General features: G+C 70.5%; 30 protein-coding genes and 2 tRNA genes. 10 read left to right on the forward strand and 22 right to left on the reverse strand.

Going from position 1 to position 24,319, the window contains the following annotated elements; all coding sequences use genetic code 11:
- Position 1 precedes the first annotated feature (1 nt).
- Together PKE78_RS07155 and PKE78_RS07160 are read right to left on the reverse strand one after the other, a co-directional pair.
- Positions 2-247, reverse strand: a complete 246-nt coding sequence (locus PKE78_RS07155) for a type II toxin-antitoxin system VapB family antitoxin (RefSeq protein WP_271200193.1) — start codon at positions 245-247, stop codon at positions 2-4.
- A 61-nt stretch (positions 248-308) separates the two neighbouring features.
- Complete coding sequence (locus PKE78_RS07160) at positions 309-1,895, reverse strand: helicase HerA-like domain-containing protein (protein WP_271200194.1); 1,587 nt, start codon at positions 1,893-1,895, stop codon at positions 309-311.
- 140 nt (positions 1,896-2,035) lie between these two features.
- Here PKE78_RS07160 and PKE78_RS07165 point away from each other — a divergent pair, with 140 nt between their 5' ends.
- The 4 genes from PKE78_RS07165 (at position 2,036) to PKE78_RS07180 (ending at position 6,171) form a co-directional block, all read left to right on the forward strand.
- Positions 2,036-2,404: a hypothetical protein gene (locus PKE78_RS07165; RefSeq protein ID WP_271200195.1), complete on the forward strand. Its 369-nt coding sequence runs from the start codon at positions 2,036-2,038 to the stop codon at positions 2,402-2,404.
- Positions 2,405-2,506: 102 nt separating this feature from the next.
- Positions 2,507-2,914 carry a DUF4332 domain-containing protein gene (locus PKE78_RS07170; protein WP_271200196.1) on the forward strand — a complete coding sequence of 136 codons (408 nt, stop codon included), beginning with the start codon at positions 2,507-2,509 and terminating at the stop codon, positions 2,912-2,914.
- A gap of 94 nt (positions 2,915-3,008) precedes the next feature.
- Positions 3,009-3,836 carry a dihydropteroate synthase gene (folP, locus tag PKE78_RS07175; protein ID WP_271200197.1) on the forward strand — a complete coding sequence of 276 codons (828 nt, stop codon included), beginning with the start codon at positions 3,009-3,011 and terminating at the stop codon, positions 3,834-3,836.
- A gap of 82 nt (positions 3,837-3,918) precedes the next feature.
- The gene (locus PKE78_RS07180) at positions 3,919-6,171 is read left to right on the forward strand and encodes a putative bifunctional diguanylate cyclase/phosphodiesterase (protein ID WP_271200198.1); all 2,253 of its coding nucleotides are present in this window, start codon (positions 3,919-3,921) and stop codon (positions 6,169-6,171) included.
- Between the two features lie 3 nt (positions 6,172-6,174).
- On the opposite strand, the gene PKE78_RS07185 is transcribed toward PKE78_RS07180, so the two are convergent.
- Complete coding sequence (locus PKE78_RS07185) at positions 6,175-6,375, reverse strand: CsbD family protein (protein WP_271200199.1); 201 nt, start codon at positions 6,373-6,375, stop codon at positions 6,175-6,177.
- Between the two features lie 175 nt (positions 6,376-6,550).
- Between PKE78_RS07185 and meaB the strand changes: the two genes are divergently transcribed.
- Positions 6,551-7,552 carry a methylmalonyl Co-A mutase-associated GTPase MeaB gene (gene meaB, locus PKE78_RS07190; RefSeq protein WP_271200200.1) on the forward strand — a complete coding sequence of 334 codons (1,002 nt, stop codon included), beginning with the start codon at positions 6,551-6,553 and terminating at the stop codon, positions 7,550-7,552.
- A gap of 13 nt (positions 7,553-7,565) precedes the next feature.
- Here meaB and PKE78_RS07195 read toward each other — a convergent pair whose 3' ends face one another.
- Genes PKE78_RS07195 through PKE78_RS07215 form a run of 5 tightly spaced genes read right to left on the reverse strand, consistent with a single transcriptional unit; the run spans position 7,566 to position 12,018 of the window.
- Positions 7,566-8,390, reverse strand: coding sequence for an ABC transporter permease (locus PKE78_RS07195; RefSeq protein WP_271200201.1), 825 nt, complete (start codon positions 8,388-8,390; stop codon positions 7,566-7,568).
- Positions 8,387-9,580, reverse strand: coding sequence for an ABC transporter substrate-binding protein (locus PKE78_RS07200; protein WP_271200202.1), 1,194 nt, complete (start codon positions 9,578-9,580; stop codon positions 8,387-8,389). Before PKE78_RS07200 ends, PKE78_RS07195 begins: the two co-directional genes overlap by 4 nt.
- Before the next feature lie 12 nt (positions 9,581-9,592).
- Positions 9,593-10,366 (reverse strand): ABC transporter ATP-binding protein, encoded by a 774-nt coding sequence (locus tag PKE78_RS07205; RefSeq protein WP_271200203.1) that lies wholly within the window; start codon positions 10,364-10,366, stop codon positions 9,593-9,595.
- The gene (locus PKE78_RS07210) at positions 10,363-11,436 is read right to left on the reverse strand and encodes an acyl-CoA dehydrogenase family protein (RefSeq protein WP_271200204.1); all 1,074 of its coding nucleotides are present in this window, start codon (positions 11,434-11,436) and stop codon (positions 10,363-10,365) included. Before PKE78_RS07210 ends, PKE78_RS07205 begins: the two co-directional genes overlap by 4 nt.
- A gap of 9 nt (positions 11,437-11,445) precedes the next feature.
- Positions 11,446-12,018, reverse strand: coding sequence for a carboxymuconolactone decarboxylase family protein (locus PKE78_RS07215; protein ID WP_271200205.1), 573 nt, complete (start codon positions 12,016-12,018; stop codon positions 11,446-11,448).
- 266 nt (positions 12,019-12,284) lie between these two features.
- Here PKE78_RS07215 and PKE78_RS07220 point away from each other — a divergent pair, with 266 nt between their 5' ends.
- Positions 12,285-12,653, forward strand: coding sequence for a hypothetical protein (locus PKE78_RS07220; RefSeq protein WP_271200206.1), 369 nt, complete (start codon positions 12,285-12,287; stop codon positions 12,651-12,653).
- Positions 12,654-12,682: 29 nt separating this feature from the next.
- Positions 12,683-12,949, forward strand: a complete 267-nt coding sequence (locus PKE78_RS07225; protein ID WP_271200207.1) for a hypothetical protein — start codon at positions 12,683-12,685, stop codon at positions 12,947-12,949.
- Between the two features lie 84 nt (positions 12,950-13,033).
- On the opposite strand, the gene PKE78_RS07230 is transcribed toward PKE78_RS07225, so the two are convergent.
- From PKE78_RS07230 to PKE78_RS07280, 11 genes are all read right to left on the reverse strand, one after another.
- Positions 13,034-13,109, reverse strand: a tRNA-Phe gene (locus tag PKE78_RS07230).
- Positions 13,110-13,194: 85 nt separating this feature from the next.
- Complete coding sequence (locus tag PKE78_RS07235; protein ID WP_271200208.1) at positions 13,195-14,424, reverse strand: anion transporter; 1,230 nt, start codon at positions 14,422-14,424, stop codon at positions 13,195-13,197.
- 85 nt (positions 14,425-14,509) lie between these two features.
- A complete protein-coding gene (yacG, locus tag PKE78_RS07240) occupies positions 14,510-14,719 on the reverse strand; it encodes a DNA gyrase inhibitor YacG (protein ID WP_271200209.1) in 210 nt (69 codons plus the stop codon).
- Positions 14,716-15,339: a Maf family nucleotide pyrophosphatase gene (locus PKE78_RS07245; protein WP_271200210.1), complete on the reverse strand. Its 624-nt coding sequence runs from the start codon at positions 15,337-15,339 to the stop codon at positions 14,716-14,718. The genes yacG and PKE78_RS07245 overlap by 4 nt, the downstream gene beginning before the upstream one ends.
- 58 nt (positions 15,340-15,397) lie before the next feature.
- On the reverse strand, positions 15,398-15,616 hold the full coding sequence (gene infA / locus PKE78_RS07250) for a translation initiation factor IF-1 (protein ID WP_128777136.1): 219 nt from the start codon (positions 15,614-15,616) through the stop codon (positions 15,398-15,400).
- Positions 15,617-15,757: 141 nt separating this feature from the next.
- Positions 15,758-16,174 (reverse strand): arsenate-mycothiol transferase ArsC, encoded by a 417-nt coding sequence (locus PKE78_RS07255; RefSeq protein WP_271200211.1) that lies wholly within the window; start codon positions 16,172-16,174, stop codon positions 15,758-15,760.
- 54 nt (positions 16,175-16,228) lie between these two features.
- A complete protein-coding gene (locus PKE78_RS07260; RefSeq protein WP_271200212.1) occupies positions 16,229-16,717 on the reverse strand; it encodes a UPF0262 family protein in 489 nt (162 codons plus the stop codon).
- Between the two features lie 14 nt (positions 16,718-16,731).
- The gene (gene hisD / locus PKE78_RS07265; RefSeq protein ID WP_271200213.1) at positions 16,732-18,021 is read right to left on the reverse strand and encodes a histidinol dehydrogenase; all 1,290 of its coding nucleotides are present in this window, start codon (positions 18,019-18,021) and stop codon (positions 16,732-16,734) included.
- A gap of 4 nt (positions 18,022-18,025) precedes the next feature.
- A complete protein-coding gene (locus tag PKE78_RS07270) occupies positions 18,026-18,469 on the reverse strand; it encodes a DUF2948 family protein (RefSeq protein ID WP_271200214.1) in 444 nt (147 codons plus the stop codon).
- Positions 18,470-18,560: 91 nt separating this feature from the next.
- The gene (murA, locus tag PKE78_RS07275) at positions 18,561-19,850 is read right to left on the reverse strand and encodes a UDP-N-acetylglucosamine 1-carboxyvinyltransferase (protein ID WP_271200215.1); all 1,290 of its coding nucleotides are present in this window, start codon (positions 19,848-19,850) and stop codon (positions 18,561-18,563) included.
- Positions 19,851-19,959: 109 nt separating this feature from the next.
- Positions 19,960-20,148: a hypothetical protein gene (locus PKE78_RS07280; protein ID WP_271200216.1), complete on the reverse strand. Its 189-nt coding sequence runs from the start codon at positions 20,146-20,148 to the stop codon at positions 19,960-19,962.
- Between the two features lie 360 nt (positions 20,149-20,508).
- On the opposite strand from PKE78_RS07280, the gene PKE78_RS07285 reads away from it, so the two are divergent.
- From PKE78_RS07285 to PKE78_RS07295, 3 genes are all read left to right on the forward strand, one after another.
- Positions 20,509-20,775: an SEL1-like repeat protein gene (locus PKE78_RS07285; protein ID WP_271200217.1), complete on the forward strand. Its 267-nt coding sequence runs from the start codon at positions 20,509-20,511 to the stop codon at positions 20,773-20,775.
- 235 nt (positions 20,776-21,010) lie between these two features.
- Positions 21,011-21,102: transfer RNA gene (locus PKE78_RS07290), tRNA-Ser, on the forward strand.
- A 444-nt stretch (positions 21,103-21,546) separates the two neighbouring features.
- Positions 21,547-21,846: a hypothetical protein gene (locus PKE78_RS07295; protein WP_271200218.1), complete on the forward strand. Its 300-nt coding sequence runs from the start codon at positions 21,547-21,549 to the stop codon at positions 21,844-21,846.
- A gap of 170 nt (positions 21,847-22,016) precedes the next feature.
- Here the strand turns inward: PKE78_RS07295 and PKE78_RS07300 are convergent, their stop codons facing one another.
- From PKE78_RS07300 to arsC, 3 genes are read right to left on the reverse strand one after another with little or no spacing between them, the layout of a single operon-like run.
- On the reverse strand, positions 22,017-23,189 hold the full coding sequence (locus tag PKE78_RS07300; RefSeq protein ID WP_271200219.1) for an MFS transporter: 1,173 nt from the start codon (positions 23,187-23,189) through the stop codon (positions 22,017-22,019).
- A 3-nt stretch (positions 23,190-23,192) separates the two neighbouring features.
- Positions 23,193-23,903: an arsenical resistance protein ArsH gene (gene arsH, locus PKE78_RS07305; protein ID WP_271200220.1), complete on the reverse strand. Its 711-nt coding sequence runs from the start codon at positions 23,901-23,903 to the stop codon at positions 23,193-23,195.
- A complete protein-coding gene (gene arsC / locus PKE78_RS07310) occupies positions 23,900-24,319 on the reverse strand; it encodes an arsenate reductase (glutaredoxin) (protein WP_271200221.1) in 420 nt (139 codons plus the stop codon). The genes arsH and arsC overlap by 4 nt, the downstream gene beginning before the upstream one ends.

Raw genomic sequence — 24,319 nt, forward strand, 5'->3', positions numbered from 1 at the left:
CTTACTCGTCGTTCAGAGCGTCAAAGAACGCCTTGTCAGTTTTGACGCCGGTATCCGGCATCCCCGCCAGCTCCTCGCGGATCGCCCGCATGCGGGCATAGCGCTCGTCCTTGGTCATGTCGCGCCGGGCGTTCCGTAGCGCCTCGTCGCAGGCGGCGCGGATGGCCTCGGTCAACGTCACGCCCTTGGTCGCGGCGAGTTCACGCACGACCCGATCCGTTTCGCGATCCCTCACATGAAACGCCACCGTCTACACTCCATGGCTCTTCAGTGTAGATAAGTAGCGCTCGTTCGGGCGCCCATCAACGTCAGCGCTTCAGCAGGCTCCCGAGCACGCCGCGCACCACCGACCGGCCGATGGCGGAGCCGGCGGAGCCCGCGATCGACTTGCCGATCTGGGCCGCGATGTTGCCGGCGGTCTGGTTGACCACGGTCCGGGTGACGTCGCGGGCGATGGTCTGGGTGGGCGACAGCGTCTTCCCCCGGCCCGCGCCCGTACCGAAGATCGTCTTGAAGATGCCGCCGAAGCCGCCGGCGTCCGCCTCGACCGAGGCCTGCTCGGCGGCCACGGTCTCCTGCGCCTTGCGGGCGAGCATCTCGTAAGCCGAATCCTGATCGACGACCTCGTCGTAGCGGCCCGCGAGCGGCGACTTCTGGATCGCGGCGCGGCGCTCGTCCGGCGTCAGCGGCCCGATGCGCGCCGCGGGCGGACGGATCAGCGTCCGCTGCACGATCGAGGGCACGCCCTTGGCCTCCAGCGTCGAGACCAGCGCCTCGCCGACGCCGAGCTCGGTGATGACCTGCGCGGTCTTGAGCTCGGGGTTCGGACGGAACGTCTCCGCCGCCGCCTTCACCGCCTTCTGCTCCCGCGGCGTGAAGGCGCGGAGCGCGTGCTGCACGCGGTTGCCGAGCTGGCCCGCGACCTCCTCCGGCACGTCGATCGGGTTCTGCGTCACGAAGTAGACGCCGACGCCCTTCGAGCGGATCAGCCGCACGACCTGCTCGACCTTCTCGATCAGCGCCTTCGGTGCCTCGTCGAACAGCAGGTGGGCCTCGTCGAAGAAGAACACCAGCTTCGGCTTCTCGACGTCGCCGACCTCCGGCAGGGTCTCGAACAGCTCGGACAGCAGCCACAGCAGGAACGTCGCGTAGAGGCGCGGGCTCGCCATCAGCTTGTCGGCGGCGAGGATGTTGACGACGCCGCGGCCGTCGCGCTGCGTGCGCATGAGGTCGGCGAGCTCCAGCGCAGGCTCGCCAAAGAATTTGTCGCCGCCCTGTTGCTCCAGCACCAGAAGCTGACGCTGCACCGCGCCGACGGTCGCCTTGGCGACGTTGCCGTATTTCGTCGTCAGGGTCGCGGCGTTCTCCGCGACATTGGCGAGCAGCGCCTGCAGGTCCTTGAGGTCGAGCAGCAGCAACCCCTGCTCGTCGGCGACGCGGAAGACGATGTTGAGCACGCCCTCCTGCGTGTCATTCAGGTTCATCAGACGCGCCAGCAGCAGCGGGCCCATCTCCGACACGGTGGCGCGGATCGGGTGGCCCTGCTCGCCGAACAGGTCCCAGAACACGACCGGGAACGCGTCGTTGACGTAGGGCGTCAGGCCGATCTCCTCGGCGCGCTTCTGCAGGAAGTCCTTTGGCTGACCGATCGCCGCGATGCCGGACAGGTCGCCCTTGATGTCGGAGGCGAACACGGGCACGCCGGCGTCCGAGAAGCCCTCGGCCAGCGCCTGCAGCGTCACCGTCTTGCCGGTGCCGGTCGCGCCGGTGACGAGGCCGTGCCGGTTGCCGAACTTCAGATCGAGATACTCGCCCTTCAACCGAGCGCCCTTGGCGTCGAAACTCGTCCCGATGAAGATCTTGCCGTCCTGAAGCATCGATTCCGTGTCGGTCATGGCAGCCGTCCTGTTCGCCGGGTGGGCGAACCTGCCACGGAGCGCCTGCGGAACCAAGATCGCGTCCGCCGTTCGGACCGCTTGTCTTCGCCTCCCCCCAGTGCTCAACATGCGGCCCACGAAACGACGGGATGAAACCTATGGACGAACTCGTGACGCGCCTTTCCGGGGCGGCCCATATCGAGCCGGCCAAGGCCGTCTCCGCGGTGAAGACGATCCTCCTTTTTCTCGACAAGGAGGCGCCGTCCGACGCGGTTCAGGAGCTCGTCCAGGCGATCCCCGGCGCAGACGCGGCGCTGTCGGAGGCCAAGGCCGAACAGGACGAGGACGCCGGGTTCGCAGGCTTCGGTGCCATGGCCGCCTATCACGCGTTGACCGCGGTCGGCCTGTCCGGGTCGGAAGTGCAGATCGTCACCAAGGAGCTGCTCGCGCACGCCCGCGAGAAGGTCGGCGAAGAGACCACCGGCCGGATCGTCGGCGCGATCCCCGGGCTCGAGGCGTTCATCTGAACGCTCGGGGCCGCGACGCGCCCCGCGTTTGAGGCAGGCTCCGCGTCGCCCGCCGGGGTCCTTGCGTTCCGCAACGTGAAACCTCGCGCGGGAGGCGCAGACATGTCCTACCCCATCCTCTCCATCGAAGGCGTCGGCCCGGCCCTCGCCGAGAAGCTGAAGGCCGCAGGGATCGCCACCACGGCGGCCCTGCTCGAGAAGGCCAAGGACCCGAAAGGCCGCAAGGCGCTGGCGGGCGAGACCGGGATCGACGAGCGAAAGATCCTCAAGTTCGCGAACATGGCCGACCTGATGCGGATCAACGGCGTCGGCGAGGAGTATTCGGAACTGCTCGAGGCCGCAGGCGTCGACACGGTGAAGGAGCTCAAGACGCGCAACGTCGCGAACCTCACCAAGGCGATGGCGGAGGCCAACGAGACGAAGAAGCTCGTCCGGCTGGCCCCGTCGGAAAAGACAGTGGAGAAGTGGGTCGAGCAGGCGAAGTCGCTGCCGCCGGTCATGACCTACTGACGCAAGCGTCTTCAGACCGGCGCGCTTTGGCCTTATGAAACGACGCTGCGGGGGGGACCCCCGCAGCGTCGTTTCACGGCCACAGCGAGCCTCCATGACCTCCACAGCCCCCTTCGCCGCCGCCCGCCTGTTCGACCGGGCCGGGGGGCCGCGCGTCATGGGCATCCTGAACGTGACGCCGGATTCGTTTTCGGACGGGGGCCGGTTCGCCGCGGTCGAGCAGGCGGTCGCCCACGCGACCCGCATGGCGGCGGACGGCGCGGACATCATCGACATCGGCGGAGAATCGACCCGGCCGGGCTACCAGCCCGTCGACGCCGAGGAGGAGATCCGCCGCGTCGTTCCGGCGATCCGCGCCGTGCGGCGGACGACCGACGCGCCGATCTCGATCGACACGATGAAGGCCGCGGTCGCGGAGGCCGCGCTCGACGCCGGCGCGGCGATCGTCAACGACGTCTGGGGGCTGCAGCGCGATCCCGACATCGCCCGCGTCGCCGCCGAGCGCGGCGCGCCCGTCGTCGTCATGCATCATCGCACCGAGGTCGATCCGACGCTCGACATCGTCGAGGACATGAAGCGCTTCCTCGGCCGCTCGATCGACATCGCGCTCAGGGCCGGCGTGCCGGACCATGCGATCTGCCTCGATCCCGGCGTCGGCTTCGGCAAGACGGTCGAGCAGAACCTGATCGCGATCCAGCAGGTCGGCGCGCTCGCCGCCATGGGCTTCCCGGTGCTGCTCGGGACCTCGCGCAAATCCCTGATCGGACATATCATCCAACGCGCGCCCGAAGAGCGGGTTCACGGCACAGTGGCGACCTCGGTGCTCGGCTGGGCCGCGGGCGCGACGGTGTTCCGCGTTCACGACATCCGCGAGAACCGCGACGCCCTTCTCGTCGCGAAAGCCGTGCTGGACGCGCGATAGTTTCGAGTTTCGTCGGTCCGGTTAAGCCGCGGGCAAGACGTTTCTTCGGAGGGTGCGGACGGCAACCAGACATCGGACGCACATGAACCGGGTTCCCGAACGAGAGGCCGAACGCCTGACGGCGCTGCGCGCGGCGCATATCGTCGGGACGCCGACGGACCAGGCGTTCGACGCCATCGCGGACATAGCCCAGCGGGTCTGCGGAACCGCCATCGCGTTCGTGTCGCTGCTGGATGAGAAAGACGCCTGGCTGCACGCCCGGCGCGGCGTTGACGAGGTGAGTTGCCCGCGGGAGCAGGCGCTGTGCGCCACGACGATCCTCGCCGATGACTTGCTCGTGGTCGAGGACGCGGCCCACGACGAACGATTCGCCCGGCTTCCCATCGTGGCGGAGCGCGGCTTCCGCTTCTATGCCGGCGCGCCGATCCTCGCACGCCCCGGCGTCGCCTACGGCGCGGTCTGCGTGATGGACGTCGAGCCCCGCCTCCTGTCCGCCGAGGAGGCCCGCACGCTGACCGACCTCGCGACGCTCGCCGTCCGGCTGATCGACGAGCGCCGCCGCCGACGCGAGACGGCCGACGCCCACCGCGCGCTGGACGAACAGACCCGGGAGCTCGCCCTGCGCGCCCGCCGCTTCGAGCAGACGGAGCGGCTGGCCCACGTCGGCGGCTGGACCTTCGACCTCGACACGAACATCGGTGAGCTGTCCGAGGAGACGAGCCGCATCACGGGGTTCCCCGGGGGCGGCGACGTGCATTGGGACGACATCCTGCTGCTGCTCACGCCCGAGGATCGCCAGCGCCTTGACGCCGATCGTCGCCGGATCGTGGAGGAGCGGCGGTCCGTCAGCAGCGAGTACCGGATCAGGACCCCCGCCGGCGAGGAAAAGTGGGTCTACGTGATCGGCGACCTGGAGTGCGTCGACGGCGCGCCGCGCCGCCTGTTCGGCATCGCGCAGGACGTCTCGGAGCGCCGGCGCGAAGCCGACCTGCTGGAGCGCGCCGCCCAGACCGACTTCATGACCGGGCTTGCGAACCGGGCCCGGCTGAACGCCGTCGCCGAGGAGCTTCTGGCGCGCGACGGCCGGCCGTTCGGCCTGCTGCTGCTCGACCTCGACCGTCTGAAGACCGTCAACGACACGCTCGGCCACGCCCGCGGCGACGCGCTGATCCGCACGGCCGCTAGCCGGCTGGCCGCGGCGGTCGACGGCGAGGGAATGGCGTTCCGCTGCGGCGGCGACGAGTTCGCGGCCGTCCTGTACGATTGTCCGAACGCGGCGGCGCTGCGCGGCGCGGCGCGGCGGCTGGCGCGGGCCATCAACGTTCCGTTCGAGGTCGACGCCCAGACCATCGTGCCGGCGGTGACGATCGGCGGAGCGCTGTCCGGCGTCGACGGCTCCGATCTGGAGACGCTGACCCAGAACGCGGATTTCGCCCTGTTCGAGGCCAAGGACAACAACCGCGGCGGCTATGTGAAGTTCAAGCCGGGCCTCAGGACGACGATCACCCAGCGCATCACCATGGTCCGCGACCTCGACGCCGCGCTAACCGAGCGGCGGATCGTCCCGCACTACCAGCCGATCGTCGATCTCGCCACGGCGCAGATCTCGAGCCTCGAGGCGCTGGCCCGCGTGCGCACGCCGAAAGGCCGGCTGCTGTCCGCCGCCGACATCGCGCCTGCCCTGGCCGACCCGAAGGTCGCCTACCAGCTCACCAGCGCCATGATCGCCATGGTCACGAGCGACATCGCCGCCTGGGACGCCGCCGGGGTCGACTGCTCGCGGGTGGCGGTGAACGTCTCCATGGCGGACTTCCGAAAAGGCGACCTCGAGGCCCGGCTCAGCGCCGCCACGGCGCGGCATGGGCTGCCGCTGAGCCGCCTGACGCTCGAAGTCACCGAGACCGTCCTGCTGGACGGCGCGGACGCCAATGTGCCGCGCATGGTGCGCCGTCTGAGGGAGCGAGGCGTGCGGGTCGCGCTCGACGACTTCGGCACCGGGTTCGCCTCGCTCTCGCACCTCCGCACGCTTCCGGTCGACGTCATCAAGATCGACCGCTCGTTCACGCGCGCGATGGAGACGGACCGGCCAAGCCGCGCCATCGTGCAGGCGCTGATCGATCTGGCGCTGAAGCTGAACGTGAAGATCGTGGCGGAAGGCGTTGAGACGCCTGAGCAGGCCGACATGCTGCAGACGCTTGGCTGCCACTTCGCGCAAGGCTACCTGTTCGCCCGCCCCGCCTGCGCGGACGACACCCGTCGCATGATGGCGTTGTTTTCGCGCTCGGGACCGTCGGCGGGCGTCGGTTTCGAGCGGTGGAAGGCCGTGCGATCCTGAGCGTCAGGCGCCGATGCGGCGGCGCGGCGCGAAGCTTGCGCGGGCGCCGGCCATGGCGCGGCCGAAGCTCGCCTGCGCCGAGCCCGCGATTTCAGACGCGCGGCCGCGCAGTTCCAGCGCATGATCTCCGACCATGCGACCCCAGGCGCGCTGAAGCTTGCCCTTGAGCTGCTTGACCGAGCCTTCGAAACGATCGCGGTTCATGGCGCACTCCCTGGCGAGCTTGATTGCTCGATCATCGATTGTGCAGCGGAAACGTCGACGCCGTGATGACAGTTGCAGCGACGGGCGAAAATCGTCGCTGACTTTTGGCCCGGTCGCATGGCGCCGGCCGGTCTGTTAGCGTCCCAGTCGTTCCCATCCAGATCCGAACGGCCCGTTGAGCTCACACGCCTTTCCCCGCGACGCGTCCGACGTCGCAACCTTCGCCGACCGCATCCGTTCCGGAGACCGGGCCGCCCTCGCGCGGGCGATCACCTTTTCGGAATCGCGCCGCGCGGACCATCAGGCGGCCGCGCGCGCGCTGGTGCAGGAACTGCTGCCCGCGACCGGCCACGCGATCCGCGTCGGCGTGACGGGCGTTCCGGGCGTCGGCAAGTCGACCACGATCGACACGCTCGGCAGCCGTCTCACCGCGGCCGGCCGCAAGGTCGCGGTGCTCGCGGTCGACCCCTCCTCCACTCGCACCGGCGGCTCGATCCTCGGCGACAAGACGCGGATGCAGCGGCTCGCCATGGACCGCAACGCCTATGTGCGCCCCTCCCCCTCCGCCGGCACGCTCGGCGGCGTCGCGGCGAAGACGCGCGAGAGCATGATGCTGGCGGAGGCCGCAGGCTTCGACGTGATCCTGGTCGAGACGGTCGGCATCGGGCAGTCGGAGATCACGGTCGCCGACATGACCGACGTCTTCCTGGTGCTGATGCTGCCGGGCGCCGGCGACGAGCTTCAGGGCATCAAGAAGGGCGTGATCGAGATCGCCGACATCATCGCCGTCAACAAGGCGGACGGCGACGGCGCGGCGCGCGCCAGATCGGCGGCGGCGGATTATCGCGGCGCGCTGCGGATCCTGTCGACGCAGGGCGGCGCCTGGACGCCGGAGGTGCTGACCATCTCGGGGCTCGCCGACGAGGGCCTCGACGGGCTCTGGGCGCGCGTAGAGGCCTGTCGCGACGCTCGCCTCCGGACTGGGGAGCTTGCGAAGCGGCGCGAGGGCCAGCAGGTGCGCTGGATGTGGACCATGGTCGAGGCCCGCTTCCGCGAGCGACTCGCCGACGATCCCCGGCTTGCGGAGCGGGTTCCGGAGCTTGAGCGCGACGTCGCCTCCGGCGCGCTGGCGCCGACGCTCGCCGCCGACGAGATCGCCCGCGTGCTGGGCTTCTGACGCCGCGACGCGGTCAGCGTTTCGGCGACCACGCGGCGTGAGCCGCGCGAGCGGCGGCGTCGAGCAGGAAGCCGAGCGCCCCGATCACCAGCACGACCGCCGCGAGCTCGGAATAGGCCAGCCGATCGCGGGTATCGAGGATGAAATACCCGAGGCCTGCCGAGACGCCGAGCATCTCGCACGGCACCAGCACGATCCACAGAATGCCGATCGACAGGCGCACGCCCGTCAGCACATGGCCCGTCACGCCGGGCACGATCACGCGCGACAGGACTTCCCAGCGCGTGGCCGCGAGGCTTTCGGCGAGCAGCAGCCATCTGCGGTCGAGCGCGCGGACGCCGGCGGCGGTGTTGAGCAGGATCGGCCACACCGCGGCGAAGGTCAGCAGGAAGTAGATCGGCGCGTCGCCGACGCCGAGCGCCATCACCGCGATCGGCATCCAGGACAGCGGCGAGATCATCCTCAGCAGCTGGAAGGCGGGCGTGGTCGCGGCGTCGAGCGCCTTCGAGGCCCCGACCGCGAGCCCGACCGGCACGCCGATCAGCACCGCGAGGCCGAGCCCGACCGCGATCCGCTTCAGGCTGAGCGCGATGTGGGTCCAAAGATCGGAGCCGGAGGCGAGCTCGATCAGGCTGGAGAACGCCGCCGCCGGCGCGAACAGGCGGGCGAAGGAGCCCGGCGCCGAGCCGAACTCGATCGCCGCCCACCAGATCGCGACCAGCGCCGCGAGCCCGACCGCTCCGTAGACGGCGCCGTAGGAGCGCGCCCGGAGCTGCCGAACGGCCGTCCCGCCCGCCGCTGCGCCCTCCGCCCCGGCCGGGACCGCCGCTTGGCTCACGCGACGACGACCTCCTCGCGGGTCCAGGCGTCGGCGAGGCCGAAGCTCTTCAGCCCGCCCGCGGCCTCGACCGCCTTGCGCACGAAGCGGTCGTCGACCAGCTCGCGCGCCGCGACCGCGGGATCGAGCTCCGCGAGGAAGCGGTTGTCGCCCTCGATCGCGGTTTCCTTCAGCCGCTTCACCAGCTCCTCGGTGTAGCTCGGGAACGGATAGGGCTGGAAGTCGATGCGCCGCTCGCGCCAGTCCGGATGCTTGATCGCGCCGGATTTCACGTAGGCGTCGTAGTCGGCCTCGGCCGGCGCCAGCACCTTCTGGAGCACCGCCTTCGCGTGCGGGGTGTACTTGTTCTCGCCGTCCTTCGATAGCAGAGCCGCGGTCTCGGCGCGGTTTTCGCGCGTCCAGAGCTGCGCCTTGACCATGGCGTCGACGACCTTCTGCGACCATTCCGGGCGCTCGTTCAGGTCGCGCTCCTGCATGAACACGACGCAGCAGGCGTGGTCCTTCCAGACGTCGCCGGTGAAGCGCAGCACCTTGCCGACGTTGAGCGCCTCGGCCGCGGCGTTGAACGGCTCCGCCACGATGTAGCCCGCGATCTGCTTGGCCGCGAGCGCCGGGACCATGTCCGACGGCGCCATGATGACGAGCTGAACCTCGTCGGGCTTGAGCTCCCCGCCCTTCTTGGTGACGGGCGTCAGGCCGTTCTCCTTCAAGAGCGCCTGCAGCACGACGTTGTGGATCGAATACCAGAACGGCACGGCGACGGTCTTGCCGCCGAGTTGGCGGACGTCGGTGATGTCGTGGCCGACGGTCAGCCCGGAGCCGCCGGTGTGGTTCCAAGCCACCACCTTGGCGGGGGCCTTCGAGCCGAAGCGCGCCCAGACCGTGATCGGCGACAGCAGATGCACGACGTTGACCTGGCCGGAGATGAAGGCCTCGACGATCTGCGACCAGCTCCGGAACAGCACCGGCTTCTCGGCCTTGAGGCCTTCCTTGTCGAAGAAGCCCTTGCCGTGCGCGACCAGCAGCGGGGTCGCGTCGGTGATCGGAAGGTATCCGATCCTCACGGGCTCGTCGGGGCTTTGCGCGCGCGCCGCGGCCGCGCGCAGCAGCGGGGCGGCGCCCGCAGCCGTGAACAATGCGGCCAGCCGGACGGCGTCGCGGCGGGAGAAGATGAAATCGTCGGTGGGCATGGGACTGATCCGTCAGTGTCGGCGCACGGCCGAACGCAGGGCGGTGAGGATTTCGATGCGAAGCGCTCCGGTCTCGGCGATCGCCCCGTCGCGGGGATGGGGCAGATCGACCCGCCAGACCCCGACGACGCGCGCAGGAGCGCCCCCGAGCAGCACCACGCGGTCGGCGACGTTGAGCGCCTCGTCGACGTCGTGGGTGATCAGCAGCGCCGCGGCGCGCCGGCGCGCGACCACCTTGAGCAGCAGCGCCTGCATCGCCGCGCGGGTGACCTCGTCGAGCGCGCCGAAGGGCTCGTCGAGCAGCAGCACGTCCGGCTCGCGGGCGAGGCAGCGCGCGAGCGCCGCGCGCTGCGCCATGCCGCCGGACAGCGCTGCGAGATGGAGCCGGCGCGCCGCCTCCAGCCCGACCTCGGCGATCGCAGCGTCCACCAGCGCCCGCCGCTCGGCGGCGGAGCGCTTCGGCTGCCGGCGGAAATCAAGCCCGAAGGCGACATTGCCCTCAAGCGTCAGCCACGGCAGCAGCGCCGGGTCCTGAAACGCGACCGCGACGCGCGGATGCGGAGCGGCGAGATCCGCGCCGCCCGCGAGCACGCGTCCCGAACTCGGCTTCTGCAGGCCGCCCAGCACCCGCAGCAGGCTCGACTTGCCGACGCCGCTCTGGCCGAGCACCGCGACGATCTCGCCCGGCGCGACCGCGAGCTCCAGATCAGCGAGCACCGGGGCCGGCGCGCCGGGATAGCGGATCGAGACCCCGCGGGCCTCGAGCGCGGCCCCCGCCCCGCTCACGCCGCGCGGCCCGCGTCGCGCTGCGCCGCGAGCGCCGCCTTGAGCTGCACGAGGCTCGGCGTGATCACCGGCAGGAAGGCCGCCTCCCGCCAGCGCCGCGCGAAGCCCGCGCCGGGCTCGGTCAGGTAACATTTGCCGCCGTTGGCCTGCAGCTCCAGCAGGGCCGCGGCGGTGGCGGCGTCGCAGAGCGCGATGCGCAGCCGGAACAGCTCGGCCGGCCGCCCCTTGAACGAACCGTCGTCGAGGCCGTCGTAAAGCGCGCGGGTCGCCGCGGCCAGCCGTTCGCCGACGGCGTCGATCTCCGGCTGCAGCACGTGGCGGCCGGCGCCCGCGGCGGCGCGCGCCTCGGCGAGCGTCCGGCGGGCGAGGCCGATCGACATGCCGCACTGCAGCCCCAGGAAGGCCGGCCGCACCGCCGGCAGCCACGCCTGCGCGTCCGGCGCGATGACGTCGTCCCGCGCGATGGACACGTCGGACAGCCGGATCGCCGCCGTCGCGGTCGCGCGCATGCCCATCAGGTCGAGATCGGGAGAGCGCTCGACGCCGGCGAGATCATGCGCGATCGAGGCGACGAACGGCTTTCCGTCCCGTCGCTCGACGGCGGCTGCGACCACATAGCTGCCCTGCTGCAGGTTGGTGACCCACGGCAGCTTTCCGCTGAGACGGAAGCCGTCGCCCTCCGGTTCGGCGACGATCTGAAGCTCTTCGAGCCCGGCGAGGAACTTCATCGCGTTCGACAGCCCGGTCGCGCCCGCGACCTCTCCGACGAACAGGCCGTCGAGCAGCCGCTCGCGGAGAGCGCCGTTCGGGCTCTGCAGCAGATACTCGATGTAGGTCCGATGGCCCCAGGTCACGAAGCCCGCGGCGAGTGACAGCTCCGACACCTGCGCGAGCGCCTCGACGGCGCTGGAGAGCGCGCCCCCGGCGCCGCCGGCGTCTCGCGCCGCGCCGATCCGGAACAGCCCGGATCGGCTGAGCCGGCGCAGCAGCTCCGCGGGCTCGGCGGCCCCGGCGTCGAGCGCCGGCGCCGCGCCGTCGAGCCAGCCGGAGAGATCGCGATCAAGCGTCATGGCTGTCGCTCACTCGGCGGCGCGCGCTTTCGCGCCGTCCCAGCGGAAGGCTTCGAGCTGCGGGTTGAGCGGCGGCTGGCCGAGATTGTTGGCGAAGTTGCACAGCGTCGCGAGGCTGACGCCGAGCACGACCTCAAGCGCGGCCTGGTCATCGTAGCCCGCGTCCTTGAACGCCGCGAGGTCGGCGTCCGCCACCTTGCCGCGGGTCGCGATGACCGCGTTGGTGAAGGCCTGGACGGCGTCCAGTTTGGGATCGCCCGTGCCGTCAAGCGCGCGCAGCGCCTCGACCTTGGGCTCCTCGATCCCGGCCTTGGCGAGCGCGACCTTGGTGTGGCCAGCGACGCAGAAGCCGCAGCCGTGGGTCGCCGCCGCGGTGATCTGCACGACCTCCCGCTCGGCGAGGCTGAGCGACGCCCGGCCGTTGATGCCCCCGACCGTGAGATAGGCCTCGAGCGCGGTCGGCGCGTTGGCCAGAACGCGCAGCAGGTTCGGCAGGAAGCCGTTGGCCTTCTCGGCCTTCTCAAGCAAGGGCTTCGCCGCCTCAGGCGCGTCCTCGATGGTGCGAAGCGGAAGTCTGCTCACGCGAATGTCCTCGTCCAGATCCGAAATCCCATGGCGAAACCGCCCGCCGGACCAGCCGGACGCGCGGCGACGCCACCCTACGCCAGATCGGCGGGAAACGGGCTCACAATAGGGAGGAAATTCGGCCTTTAAACAATCGTTTTTGTAGAAATATAGGCGACGTCCGCAGGCCGGCCGCCTCGCCGCCCGCCGCTCGACAGCCGCGACCTGCGGTGCGACCCTGAGCCCGCGGGGGCGACGCTTCGGAACGGCATCGGACAGGACCCATGGCGAAATTCACGCTCTGCGCGCTTGGGGCCGTCGCGCTCGCCCTCGTCGCGGGCCAAGCGCGGGCGGAGGACCCGGTACAGGGCACCTGGTCGCCCACCTGCGCGCCTTCCCCGGCCCAGGAGATCGACAACAAGCTGGCGACCATCGTGTTCTTCCAGGGCGCCGTGAAGTTCCGCGACCAGGAATGCACGATCAACGGCTGGGGGAAGAAGCGCAAACAGGTCCGGAGCGAGATCACCTGCTTCGCGAGAAAGGGCGGCAAGCCCGCGACCTACACGATCGCGGTGCAGCCAGATGGCGAAAAGCTGCGCGTCATCGTAAGCGACCGCATGTACAAGCACGTGGTCGAACGCTGCGATCGGTAGCGCCCACGCCTGGAACGAAGGACGAGAGCTTGGCCCTGAACGACTGGAAGAAGCACCCCGGCGGCGGATTGGCGATCAACCCCATCGTCGGCTACGAGACCGCCGCCATGGTCGACGGCATGGCCGGCATGATCCGGCTGGAGTTCGCGCTCGACCCGACGATGCAGCGAAGCGACGCGGTTCAGCTCGTCGCGACGCCGAAACAGCTCGAGGATCTCATCCTCGCTCTGCGCGACCTCGCCGACAATCTGAACGTCTCGCAGGCCGTCGGCAGACCGGCGGGCAAGCTGAGCTGACAGGGCCTGAAACCGCGCCGCAAACACAAGATGCGGCCCGCCGTCGGCGGTCCGCGTTTGGTCTCGGATCGGAGTGTGCGGGAATGGTGCCCGGGGGCGGATTCGAACCACCGACACGCGGATTTTCAGTCCGCTGCTCTACCAACTGAGCTACCCGGGCGGGGCTGGCGCGCCGGTTCGGCGTGCGAGCGAGCCGCCTTATAGGGGGTCGCCCGCGGGCTGTCCAGACGTCCCGCGCGCGGTCTTCACAGCAGCAGGATTCCGACCGCGACGGTCGCGACGGTCAGCGGCGCGCCGACCCGGAGATAAGTCCAGAACGACAGCTCCACCCCGAGCTTGCGCGCGCGCTCGGCGACGATGAGATTCGCGACCGAGCCCACCAGCGTGAAGTTGCCGGCGAGCGTCGAGGCCATGGCGACGACGAGCCAGGCCCGCTGGGGGTCGGCGAGCGGCGCGACGAACGGCTCCAGCACCAGCACGGCCGGCACGTTGCTGACGACGTTCGAGAGCGCGGCGGTGACGAGGCTGAGGGTCGCCACATGGTCGAGGCCGAGGCCCGCGACCCAGGCGACGAGCTCGGGCGTGACCGCCACCTTCTTCAGCCCGGCGGTGACGACGAACAGTCCGGCGAACATCACGAGCAGAGGCCAGTCGATCTCGGCCCAGACGCGCGCGGGCTTCACCCGGCGCGTCAGCAGCAGGGCTGCGCCGGCGAGAATCGCCGCGGTCGCGACCGGCGCGCCTGCGAAGAAGGCCGCGATCATCGCGACGGTGACGAGCGCCGTCTTCGCGGCCAACGGCCGGTTGACGCGCGCCGGCGCCGCGTCGCCCGCCGGCGCGGGGAACCGGACGCCGGCGAAGAACTCGCGACGGAACGACAGCGCGACCGCCGCGAAGGCGAGCGCGAGCCCGACTGCGGCCACCGGCGCAAGCGCGGCCGCGAAGTCGAGATAACGCGCGCCCGACAGCGACCCGATGATCATGTTCTGCGGATTGCCCGTGATGGTCGCCACGCTGCCGATGTTCGAGGAGACGGCGATCGCGATCGCGTAAGGGACCGGGTCCCGGCCGAGCCTGAGCGCCAGCGTCACGACGAGCGGCGTCAGCACCACGCAGATGGTGTCGTTGACGAGGAAGGCCGACAGCACGCCCGAAGCCGCGACCACCGCGGCGAGCAGCGTCAGCGGCCGCCGCACGCGGGCGACCACGGCGCGGATCGCGAGCTCGAAGAAGCCCGAAAGCTGGAGATTGGCGGCGACGATCATCATGCCGAGGAGCAGGATGATCGTGTCGTAGTCGATCGCCGCGAACACCTCGTCATGGCTGAGCGCGCCGAGGCCGAACATCAGCGCGCCGCCGACGAGCGCGGCGCCCGCCCGGTCGATCCTGAGCGGCGGCGCGGCCCCGAAGGCGACGACCGCGTAGGTCGCGACGAACACGGCGATGGCGGCGAGGGATACGACGTCGTGAGGCACGGGGGACCGCCAGCGGGCATGCGCGGACGAGGCTCCGCGGCGGCCTAACTAGACGACCGCCGCTGGAACGCAACGTCCGGGCGCATCAGCGGCCTTCGGCGTCGTCCGCAGGCGGAAGCGCGTCGTCGTCGGTTTCGACCGCCGGCACGGCGTAGACGCCCTTCAGCCAGCGCGACAGGTCGATGTCGGCGCAGCGCTTCGAGCAGAACGGGTGGAACTCGGCGAGCGACATCTTGCTGCAGATCGGGCACGGCCGCGCCGCCGGCCGCCGCGGCGCTTCGGGGGCCGCGGTCATGCCCGCCCCGTCCATCCGCGGTGCAGCGGATAGCCCTCGCCCGCGAGCAGGTTCGCGGTCTCGCACAGCGGCAGACCGACGACCGCGCCGTAGGAGCCGGTCAGCTTGGCCACGAACGCTCCGGCGAGCCCCTGGATCGCGTAGCCGCCCGCCTTGCCGCGCCATTCGCCGGAGGCGAGGTAGGCCTCGATCTCCCTCTCCGACAGACGACGGAAGCGGACCCGCGTCTCGACCAGGCGGCTGCGCAGGCCGCCCTTGCGCGTCGTCAGGCAGATCGCGGTCTGGACACGGTGGGCTCGGCCCGACAGCAGGCGCAGGCAGTCCGCCGCCTCCTCCTCCGTCTCCGCCTTCGGCAGGATGCGGCGCCCGACGGCGACGACCGTGTCGGCGCCCAGCACCAGCGCGTTGGCGAGTTCCGGGTCCTGCGCGGCCATGACGGCGCCGGCGCGGGTCTTGGCCTCGGCGAGCCGCAAGGCCAGCGTCCGCGGGCGCTCGTTGCGCTCCGGCGTCTCGTCGACCGTGGTCGGCAGCAGAGCCGCCGGCTCGACGCCGATCTGCTCGAGGAGCGCGAGGCGGCGCGGGCTCGCGGAGGCGAGGACGAGTTTCACGCGATCCGTCACCGGGCTTGCGGGTTCAACGGGGCGGGGGCCGGCGTCGGAACGTCCCGGCCCGCTCCGCTCACTTGAAGCGGTACGTGATGCGACCCTTGGTCAGGTCGTAAGGGGTCATCTCGACCAGGATCTTGTCGCCCGCCAGCACGCGGATGCGGTTCTTGCGCATGCGGCCGGCGGTGTGGGCGATGATCTCGTGATCGTTCTCGAGCTTCACCCGGAAGGTCGCGTTCGGCAGGAGCTCGATCACGGTTCCGGGGAATTCGAGCAGCTCTTCTTTCGACATGTGCTCTCGGCGGTGCGTACGGCCGAAGCGCCGCACGATGCGGTGGTCGGTCGCAGTGAATACGATAGGGAGACGGGGTGATACCGGAATCCAGATGGTTCCACAACTCGGCAGACGCAAGCCCGTGAAGCGGGCCCCGCCTCACACCCGCGCCTTGGCGGCGTAGCGGAAACGGTCGCGGACGCGGTCGACCAGCGTGTCGCGCAGCGCGCGATAGGCGTTCAGGGTCTGCTCGCGCGATCCGCCGGCGGCGAGCGTCGGATCCATGGTGGGCCAGTATTCGACCTCGACGGGGTAGCGCGCGGTGAGGTCGAGCGCGGCGTGGTGCGCCTCCGGCGCGAGCGTCACGATCAGATCGAAGTTCAGGTCTTCGAGGTCTTCGAGCGAATGCGGCCGGTGCTTGCCGATCGTCAGGCCGAGCTCGTCGAGCGCCGCCTCGACGAAGGGGTCGTTGTCGCCCGGGCGGACGCCGGCGGAGGCGACGTAGAGCGAGCGGCCGAAGTAATGCTTGGCCAACACCTCCGCCATCACCGAGCGGATGACGTTCTGCCCGCACATGAAGAGCACCGACTGGGGGCGCCCCGCTTCAGGCCCTCCGTCGGCCACGAAACGTCAACCCTTCCAGCTGAGGGCGGCGATCAGCGTGAACAGGCGCCGGGCGGTGTTGTGGTCGGTCTCGATCTTGCCGGCGAGCCGCTCGACCAGCACCTGCGCGCCCTCGTCGTGCAGCCCGCGCCGTCCCATGTCGATCGCCTCGATCTGGCTCGGGCTCGAGGTGCGGATCGCGGCGTAGTAGCTCTCGCAGACCAGGAAGTAATCCTTGAGGATTTTGAGGAACGGCGTCAGCGAGAGAAAATGCGTCACCACGTCGTCGCCGCCCGCCGTTCCCACGTTGAGCGCGAGCTTGCGGTCGATCAGGCCGATCCGCAACGTGAAAGGCCCGTTGTCGGCCCCTGCCGGCGCGAACACGTTGTCGGTGACGAGATCGTAGATCGCGACCTGCCGCTCGTGCTCGATCTCCGGCGCCGCCCGGCCGATCGACGCCTCGTCGAGCGTCACCGAAACGAGCTTGCGGTTGGCGTCGGGGGCCGGGTCGGTCATCGCCGCTTTCGGTCCTAGTTCATACGGATCGCGACCGAGCGCGCGTGGCCGTGCAGGCCTTCGGCCTCGCCGAGCCGCATGGCCGCCGCGCCCAGCGCCCGGAGCTGTTCCGGGCCGCAGCGCAGGATCGACGTCCGCTTCAGGAAATCAAGCACCCCGAGACCGGAGGCGAAGCGCGCGGTGCGCGCGGTCGGCAGCACGTGGTTGGACCCGCCGACATAGTCGCCGATCGCCTCGGGGGTGTGCGGCCCGAGGAAGATCGCGCCGGCGTGGCGCACCTGCTCGCTGAGGCCGTCGGCGTCCTCGGCGATGATCTCGAGATGCTCGGCCGCGATGCGGTCGGCAAGCGCGGGAGCGTCCGCGATGTCGTCGACGACGATGATCGCGCCGAAGTCGCGCCAGCTCGCGCTCGCGATCTCGCGCCGGGGCAAAAGGGCGAGCTGGCGCTCGACCGCGGCCTCGACCGCGTCGGCGAGGCTCGGGTCGCTGGTGATCAGCAGCGACTGCGCCGCGACGTCATGCTCGGCCTGGGCCAGCAGGTCGGCCGCGATCCAGTCGGGATTGCCGGTGTGGTCGGCGATCACCAAAACCTCGGACGGCCCCGCGATCATGTCGATGCCGACGGTCCCGAACACCCGCCGCTTGGCGGCGGCGACGAAGGCGTTGCCGGGGCCGACGATCTTCGCGACCGGGCGGACCGTGGCGGTGCCGTAGGCGAGCGCGCCGATCGCCTGCGCGCCGCCGATGCGGAAAACCTCGTCGACGCCCGCGAGCTTCGCCGCGGCGAGCACCAGCGGCGACAGCTTCCCGTCCGGCGACGGCACCACCATGGCGACGCGTCCGACGCCCGCCACCTTGGCCGGGGCGGCGTTCATCAGCACCGAGGACGGATAGGCCGCGGTGCCGCCGGGAACATAAAGGCCGACGCTGTCGACCGCGGTCCAGCGATGCCCGAGCTGCACGCCGATCGGGTCGTGATAGGTCTCGTTCGCCGGCATCTGGCGACGGTGATGCGCCTCGATGCGGTCGCGCGCGAAGGCGAGCGCCTGCAGCGTCTCGGGATCGCAGTCGCCTTCGGCGGCGTCGATCTCCTCCGCCGTGACGCGGATGCCGGTCGTTTCGAGGTCGATCCGGTCGAAGCGCCGGGAATGATCCACCAGCGCGGCGTCGCCGCGGACGCGGACGTCCTCGAGAATGGCGGCGACGGCGGCGTCGACGTCTTCCGCCACCTCGCGCTTGGCCGCCAACAGCGCGTCGAAGCGTTCGGCGAAGTCGGCGTCGCGCGTGGAAAGTCGGATCGCCATGGCGTCAGGCCTCGCTGTCGTGGGCGGGCTCAGCCGAGGCCGCCCAGACCGGACCGAGATCGGCGGCCTGGCCTTCGACGCATTCGACGTCGAGCTGGAGGCTGGCGCCGCCCGAGAAAACGAACTCGATCACGCCCGAAGGCTCGTCCGAAGCCGTGAAGCCGATCGCGAGCAGGTTCAGCACCGCGTCGGGCCGCGAACGGTCGACGCCGCGCGCGCGCACCGCGGTGACGCGGTCGAAATGCGCGGCGGTCCGCCGGCGGCGCACCTCGCCGGGCGCGCGCCGGTCGATGCGGTTGCCGACGAAGGCGAGCCGCCGCTCGCGCGGCAGATAGACGATGTCGCCGACCTTGAGCACGAAGTCCTGCAGATGCGCCGACAGCACGGCGAGATCCTCGTCGTCGAGGGCGAGGAGCTTGAGCGGAGCGTCGTCGGCGGGATCGGTCATGGCTCTTGCGGCGTCTCGGCGGGCTGATGCGCACAGGTAGCGGCCGGCGGCCGCGACGGCAACCGGCCGCGCGTGGCCCGGTTCGCCGCCGTCAGCCCGAAACGCGCTCGATCGAGGCGCCGCAGCGGGAGAGCTTGGCCTCCAGCCGCTCGAACCCGCGGTCGAGGTGGTAGACGCGGTTGACCATCGTCTCGCCTTCCGCGACCAGACCCGCGATCACCAGCGAGACCGAGGCGCGCAGGTCCGTCGCCATCACCGGCGCGCCCTTGAGCGCGTCGACGCCCTCGATCGTGGCCGTGTCGCCGTCGAGCTGGATGCGGGCGCCGAGGCGGGCGAGCTCCTGCACGTGCATGAAGCGGTTCTCGAAGATCGTCTCGGTGATGGTCGACGAGCCCTTGGCGCGCGCGGTCAGCGCCATGAGCTGGGCCTGCAGGTCGGTCGGGAAGCCGGGATAGGGCGCGGTCGTCACATTGACCGGGCCGATCCCGTGGCCGTTTCGGGCGACGCGCACGCCGTCGTTGAGCTGAGTGATCTCGGCGCCGGCCTCGACCAGCACGTCGAAGGCGGCGTCGAGCAGGTCGCGCCGCGCCCCCTCAAGCACCACGTCGCCGCCGGCCATGGCGACGGCGATGGCGTAGGTGCCGGTCTCGATCCGGTCCGGCAGCACGCTGTGCCTGGCGCCGTGCAGGCGCTCGACGCCCGCGACCACGATGGTGGAGGTTCCCGCGCCCTCGATCTTCGCCCCCATCTTGATGAGGCAGTCGGCGAGATCGACGATCTCGGGCTCGCGGGCGGCGTTCTCGATCACGGTCTCGCCGCGCGCGAGCGCCGCCGCCATCAGGATGGTGTGGGTGGCGCCGACCGAGACCTTCGGGAACGTGACCCGCCCGCCCCTGAGCCCGCCGGGGGCCTTCGCGATGACGTAGCCGCGGTCGATCTCGAGCTCGACCCCGAGCGCCTTGAGGCCGGTGAGGAAGAAATCGACCGGCCGCGTGCCGATGGCGCAGCCGCCCGGCAGCGACACCGTGGCCTCGCCCATGCGCGCGAGCAGCGGGCCGATGACCCAGAAGCTCGCCCGCATCTTGGACACGAGATCATAGGGAGCGGTGGTGTCGACGATCTCGCGCGCGGTCAGGCGCACGGTCTCGCCAAGGAACTCGTCCTGGCCGGCGCGCTTGCCCTCCACCGTCACCTCGACGCCGTGGTTGCCGAGGATGCGCTTCAGCAGCGCGACGTCGGCGAGGCGCGGGACGTTGTCGAGGATCAGGGTCTCGTCGGTGAGCAGGCTCGCGATCATCAGCGGCAGCGCCGCGTTCTTCGCGCCCGAGATCGGTATGCGGCCGACGAGCGGCGGACCGCCCGTGATGCGGATGCGGTCCATCGGACCTCCTCGACAGTCTGGACGCGGACGGAGGAAACGAGGGACGGCCGCGCGAAAGCGTGGGTCTAGCGCAAGCGCCGCGCCCGCACAAACGGCGGGGCCGGCGTCGTCAGCCGCCCTCCCCGCCGCCCTCGTCTCGCGGCGCCGCGGCCTCCTTGCGGCCGCGCGCCTGCGCCTTGCGCTTCTTGAGGTTCTCGCGCAGCGCCGCGGCCGCGCGCTCGCGCCGCTCGGCCTCGCGGCGTTCGGCGTCGGGTCCGCGGCCGGGCGCGGCGGGCGGCTTGGGCGAATCGGAGCTCATCGGGCGCCGAGATTACAGCAGATCGGCGCGCGGCGGCGGGTCTCGCCCCCGGGAGCGTCCCGCGAGCCCGGCGCAAGCGCCTTCGCGTGGCATGGTTGCCGGCGAGTGAACCGCCCGGTTCCAGGTCCCGTGCGCCCGCGCGTCCGTCCCCAAGAAGGCCAAAGGTTTCGATGGTGAAGAAAGCTCGAATTTACGTCTCGTTTGAACTTCATTTAACTTGGATTTACGTCGACTTTTAATCGCATCGTATATGTCTGCGCTCAGACTGATCTTCGAGCCGGGGAAGCGCTCCCCCACCAAGTATTCGGCCGCCGACGGCGCAGGAACCGGGCGGACGGCCATGACGAAGGATCAGGTCCGATGGCGCGTTACGAGATGTCTTCGATCGATTGCGGCGCGATGGGCGCGGCGGCGACCGGCACGGTGCTGTTCCAGCTCGGCCTGATGTACGCGGTCGGCCGCTCGGTCCCCGTCGACCGGGTGGCGGCGCACAAGTGGTTCAACCTCGCCGCCCGCGAGGGCGTCGCGGAGGCCGCCCGCCTGCGCAAGGAGCTGGCGCTGGAGATGGCCGCGGACGAGATCGCGGAGGCGCAGCGCGCCGCCCGCCGTTGGCTCGGCCAGGCCTGACGCGACCGCCCCGCGCTTCGCCTCGGGCTGGATCGCGATCGAACGAGGCGTCGGCCTTGTCGGCGCGCGCCCAAGGCGCTTGACCAACGCTCGAACGAACGCCGCTCGCGGCCGCCGTGGCGCGCCGGCGCGGACGCCCTCAGGCGCCATGATCGCCCCCCGCCCTGCGAGGCCTTTCCGACGCCGCTCGCGGCCGTTGACCCCGGCCCGCGCTTCGCGTACCCCTCGCTGCGCCGGAGACGTGGCCGAGAGGCTGAAGGCACTCGTTTGCTAAATGAGCAGACCTGGAAACGGGTCTCGAGGGTTCGAATCCCTCCGTCTCCGCCACCTGCCTTTTCCACAGCCCCAAGACGACTGAAATCTGAGGACTTTTCGAACGTCAGGCGACGTCCGTGCATCCCGAAAAGTATCCCGCTTTTCGTCCGGATCAGGTTCTCTTCCGCCGAATTTTAAGTCCGCCCGGCCGCCGCCTTGCCGTCCTTCGCCGCCGCGTCGAGCGGCGCCTTCCGGCTGGACGGCATTCTCCATCGAGCCGCGACGAGTTTTCGGCCCTACACGCCGTTGCGGACGATTGGCGCCTCATAGCCTATGGAAGATGCTCGGCATCGACGGCAGATCGCCCACGCGGTCCAACATCGCCCGCCTCCGTTCGCTGGTCGCGGCTCGACCCTTCGTCCGCGAGCGGAGGTCGCACATTGAACAGTTTGCTCCGCCGACGCGTTTTCCCGGCAAGCCGCACAACCGGCGCTTTCATGGGAAGGAGACCCGGAGATGAGACGCTACGTCATTGCCGTTCTGGCCGTCGGTTTGATGACCCCTTTCGCCGCGTTCGCGAAATGCTCCGACGAGATAAAAGCGCTGCAGCAACAGGCGAGCGCCGCTGACGCAAGAGACAAGCCGGGCAATCAGGCGAAAGCCGATAACCCAGCCGCGTCCCCGAGCGGAAACGAGGGCGGCGGAACGAAGAGCGCGTCCGCCAAGGTCCTCGAGGCGCAGGCTCATGACCAGCGGGGCGACGAAGCGCTCTGCATGAAAGCCGTGGAAGAGGCTAAAACGTTGATCTGGAAATGATCTGGACGGCGGCGGAGCCTGGTCGACGGTTTAACGGCGTCACCGCGCAGCGGCGGGCTGAGGATTTCGACGCCCTGCTTTTCCGTGGAGCGGCTGCGCCTCCTGTTTTCCTCCCTTGGGCACGACGACGGGCAAGCTGGATTGGGCCGGTGGGGCCGCCATCAATCAAGCTAGCGCCTAAGGACGAGGACCGTGGCCGCGATGACGTTCGCAGCCGCGACCGCCGCCAGCGCCTCGAGCGTCGTCTCCGGTCCGGCTCGTGCGATCACCAGCCCGGCGGCGAACGGCGCGGCTGCCTGCACGACCAGGTTCGGCGCAGCGAGTCGCCCCATCACGACCGGGTAGCGCTCGGCGCCGAACAGCGCGAGCGGAACCGTGCCGCGGGCGATCGACCACACGCCGTTGCCCGCGGCGTAGAGCACGACCGCGACGGCGGCGGGTCCGGCGCCGATCGCGAACAGGATCATGCCGACTGCGACCAGCGCGCCCGCGCAGGCAAGCGTTGCGGTCGGGTGGAGGCGGTCTCCGACCAGCATCTCGACCACGCGGGCGCCGATCTGCGACGGACCGATGAGCGCGCCGACCGCGACCGCCGCGGCGAGCTGCATGCCCTGGGCCTGCAGGATCGTCAGCAGGTGCACCGACACCGTCGTCTGGACCGCGCCGTTCGCCATCAGGATCGCGGCCAGAAGCAGAAAGGTCCGTCGCTCGCGGGAGGTCGTCACGCCGGCGCCGGCACGGTTGGGTGCGGCCGGGGCTTTTCGCGCCTCGCGCGGCAACAGAAGGAACAGCGCCGGAGCCATGGCGAGCACCTGGACGGCGGCGTAGGCGAAGCAGGCGCCGCGCCAGCCGACATGCTCGACGGCGAGCGCCGACAGCGGCCAGCAGACCGTGCTGGCGAAGCCGCCGAACAGCGTAAGGTTGGTGATCGCGCGCCGCGCCGACGCGCCGTAGATCCGTCCGAGCGTCGAAAACGCCGCGTCGTAGAGCCCGGCGCCCATGCCGAGGCCGAGCACGGCCCAGCCGAGCAGATAACCCGCGAGGCTCGTCGACGAGCCGATCGTCGCAAGGCCCGCGCCCATCAGCAGTGAGCCGGCGGCCATGGTCGGCCGCCCGCCGAAGCCGTCGATCATGCGGCCGACGAAGGGCGCCGCGAGCCCGGAGCAGAGCAGCCCGACCGACCCGCCTCCGACCACCCAAGCGAGCGGCCAGCCAGTGTCGGCCGAGATCGGCGTCGCCAGAACCGCGAGCAGGTAGAAGCTCGAGCCCCAAGAGACAATCTGCGCGATCCCAAGCAGTGAGACCGCGATCCGGCCGCCGGGCGGCGCCGAGGCCGTCTCCACGCCTCAGACGGCCTGCTTGAGGTTCACTCGCGCCTCGAGCGCCGCGGCGCTCTCCTTGCGCTCGCTGTAGCGGTCGGTCAGGTGGTCGGACACGTCGCGGGTGAGGAGCGTGAACTTCACCAGCTCCTCCATCACGTCGACCACCCGGTCGTAATAGGCGGACGGCTTCATCCGGCCGTCCTCGCCGAACTCCTGGAAGGCCTTCGCGACCGACGACTGGTTCGGGATCGTCAGCATGCGCATCCAGCGCCCGAGCACGCGCATCTGGTTCACGGCGTTGAACGACTGCGAGCCGCCGGAGACCTGCATCACCGCGAGCGTGCGCCCCTGCGTGGGGCGCACCGATCCGACCGCGAGCGGGATCCAGTCGATCATCGACTTCATCACGCCCGTCATGGCGCCGTGGCGCTCCGGGCTCGTCCAGACCTGCGCCTCGGACCACAGCGACAGCTCGCGCAACTCCTGGACCTTCGGATGGTCGACCGGGCCGTCGTCCGGCAGCGGCAGGCCCGCGGGGTCATAGACGCGCGTCTCGCAGCCGAAGCGCTTCAGCAGGCGCTCGGCCTCCAGGGTGAGCAGGCGGCTGTAGGAGACGGGCCGGAGCGAGCCGTAGAGCAGCAGCACCCGCGGCGGATGGGTTTTCCGTGGGCCGTGGAGCCGGGAGAGATCCGTCGGGCGGAACGAGCCCTCGTCGAGGTTCGGAACATCGCTCACGAGGCGGGTCCCGCCTTCACGACCTCGCCGTCCTCCTTCGTGAAGTCGTCGGCCAAGGGCGCCGGCAAGATCTGTAGGACCAGCTCCGAGGGGCGGCAGAGCCGCACGCCGCGCGAGGCGAACACGAACGGGCGGTTGATGAGGATCGGGTGGGCCAGCATGGCGTCGAGGATTGCGTCGTCGGTGACGGACAGATCGCCTAAGCCAAGCTCCGCGAACGGCGTTCCCTTCTCCCGGGCGGCCTCGCGCGGGGTGAGGCCTGCGGCGGCGATGGCCTTCGTGAGATCGTCACGCGACGGCGGCGCCGTCAGATATTCGACGACGGTCGGCTCGATGCCGGCCGCCCGGATCATCGCCAGCGTGTTGCGGGACGTGCCGCAGGCGGGGTTGTGCCAGATGGTGACGGCCTCGGTCAT

The sequence above is a fragment of the Methylopila turkensis genome (assembly GCF_027922325.1).
In the GTDB taxonomy this organism is placed as follows: domain Bacteria; phylum Pseudomonadota; class Alphaproteobacteria; order Rhizobiales; family Methylopilaceae; genus Methylopila; species Methylopila turkensis.

Bases quoted from the DNA above. Each gene is read 5' to 3' on its own strand.
- PKE78_RS07160 (WP_271200194.1), bottom strand. From the start codon at position 1,895: ATGACCGACACGGAATCGATGCTTCAGGACGGCAAGATCTTCATCGGG.
- PKE78_RS07165 (WP_271200195.1), top strand. From the start codon at position 2,036: ATGGACGAACTCGTGACGCGCCTTTCCGGGGCGGCCCATATCGAGCCG.
- PKE78_RS07170 (WP_271200196.1), top strand. From the start codon at position 2,507: ATGTCCTACCCCATCCTCTCCATCGAAGGCGTCGGCCCGGCCCTCGCC.
- folP (WP_271200197.1), top strand. From the start codon at position 3,009: ATGACCTCCACAGCCCCCTTCGCCGCCGCCCGCCTGTTCGACCGGGCC.
- PKE78_RS07180 (WP_271200198.1), top strand. From the start codon at position 3,919: ATGAACCGGGTTCCCGAACGAGAGGCCGAACGCCTGACGGCGCTGCGC.
- PKE78_RS07185 (WP_271200199.1), bottom strand. From the start codon at position 6,375: ATGAACCGCGATCGTTTCGAAGGCTCGGTCAAGCAGCTCAAGGGCAAG.
- PKE78_RS07200 (WP_271200202.1), bottom strand. From the start codon at position 9,580: ATGCCCACCGACGATTTCATCTTCTCCCGCCGCGACGCCGTCCGGCTG.
- PKE78_RS07210 (WP_271200204.1), bottom strand. From the start codon at position 11,436: ATGACGCTTGATCGCGATCTCTCCGGCTGGCTCGACGGCGCGGCGCCG.
- PKE78_RS07220 (WP_271200206.1), top strand. From the start codon at position 12,285: ATGGCGAAATTCACGCTCTGCGCGCTTGGGGCCGTCGCGCTCGCCCTC.
- yacG (WP_271200209.1), bottom strand. From the start codon at position 14,719: ATGACCGCGGCCCCCGAAGCGCCGCGGCGGCCGGCGGCGCGGCCGTGC.
- infA (WP_128777136.1), bottom strand. From the start codon at position 15,616: ATGTCGAAAGAAGAGCTGCTCGAATTCCCCGGAACCGTGATCGAGCTC.
- PKE78_RS07255 (WP_271200211.1), bottom strand. From the start codon at position 16,174: ATGTGCGGGCAGAACGTCATCCGCTCGGTGATGGCGGAGGTGTTGGCC.
- PKE78_RS07260 (WP_271200212.1), bottom strand. From the start codon at position 16,717: ATGACCGACCCGGCCCCCGACGCCAACCGCAAGCTCGTTTCGGTGACG.
- hisD (WP_271200213.1), bottom strand. From the start codon at position 18,021: ATGGCGATCCGACTTTCCACGCGCGACGCCGACTTCGCCGAACGCTTC.
- PKE78_RS07270 (WP_271200214.1), bottom strand. From the start codon at position 18,469: ATGACCGATCCCGCCGACGACGCTCCGCTCAAGCTCCTCGCCCTCGAC.
- murA (WP_271200215.1), bottom strand. From the start codon at position 19,850: ATGGACCGCATCCGCATCACGGGCGGTCCGCCGCTCGTCGGCCGCATA.
- PKE78_RS07280 (WP_271200216.1), bottom strand. From the start codon at position 20,148: ATGAGCTCCGATTCGCCCAAGCCGCCCGCCGCGCCCGGCCGCGGACCC.
- PKE78_RS07285 (WP_271200217.1), top strand. From the start codon at position 20,509: ATGGCGCGTTACGAGATGTCTTCGATCGATTGCGGCGCGATGGGCGCG.
- PKE78_RS07295 (WP_271200218.1), top strand. From the start codon at position 21,547: ATGAGACGCTACGTCATTGCCGTTCTGGCCGTCGGTTTGATGACCCCT.
- arsC (WP_271200221.1), bottom strand. From the start codon at position 24,319: ATGACCGAGGCCGTCACCATCTGGCACAACCCCGCCTGCGGCACGTCC.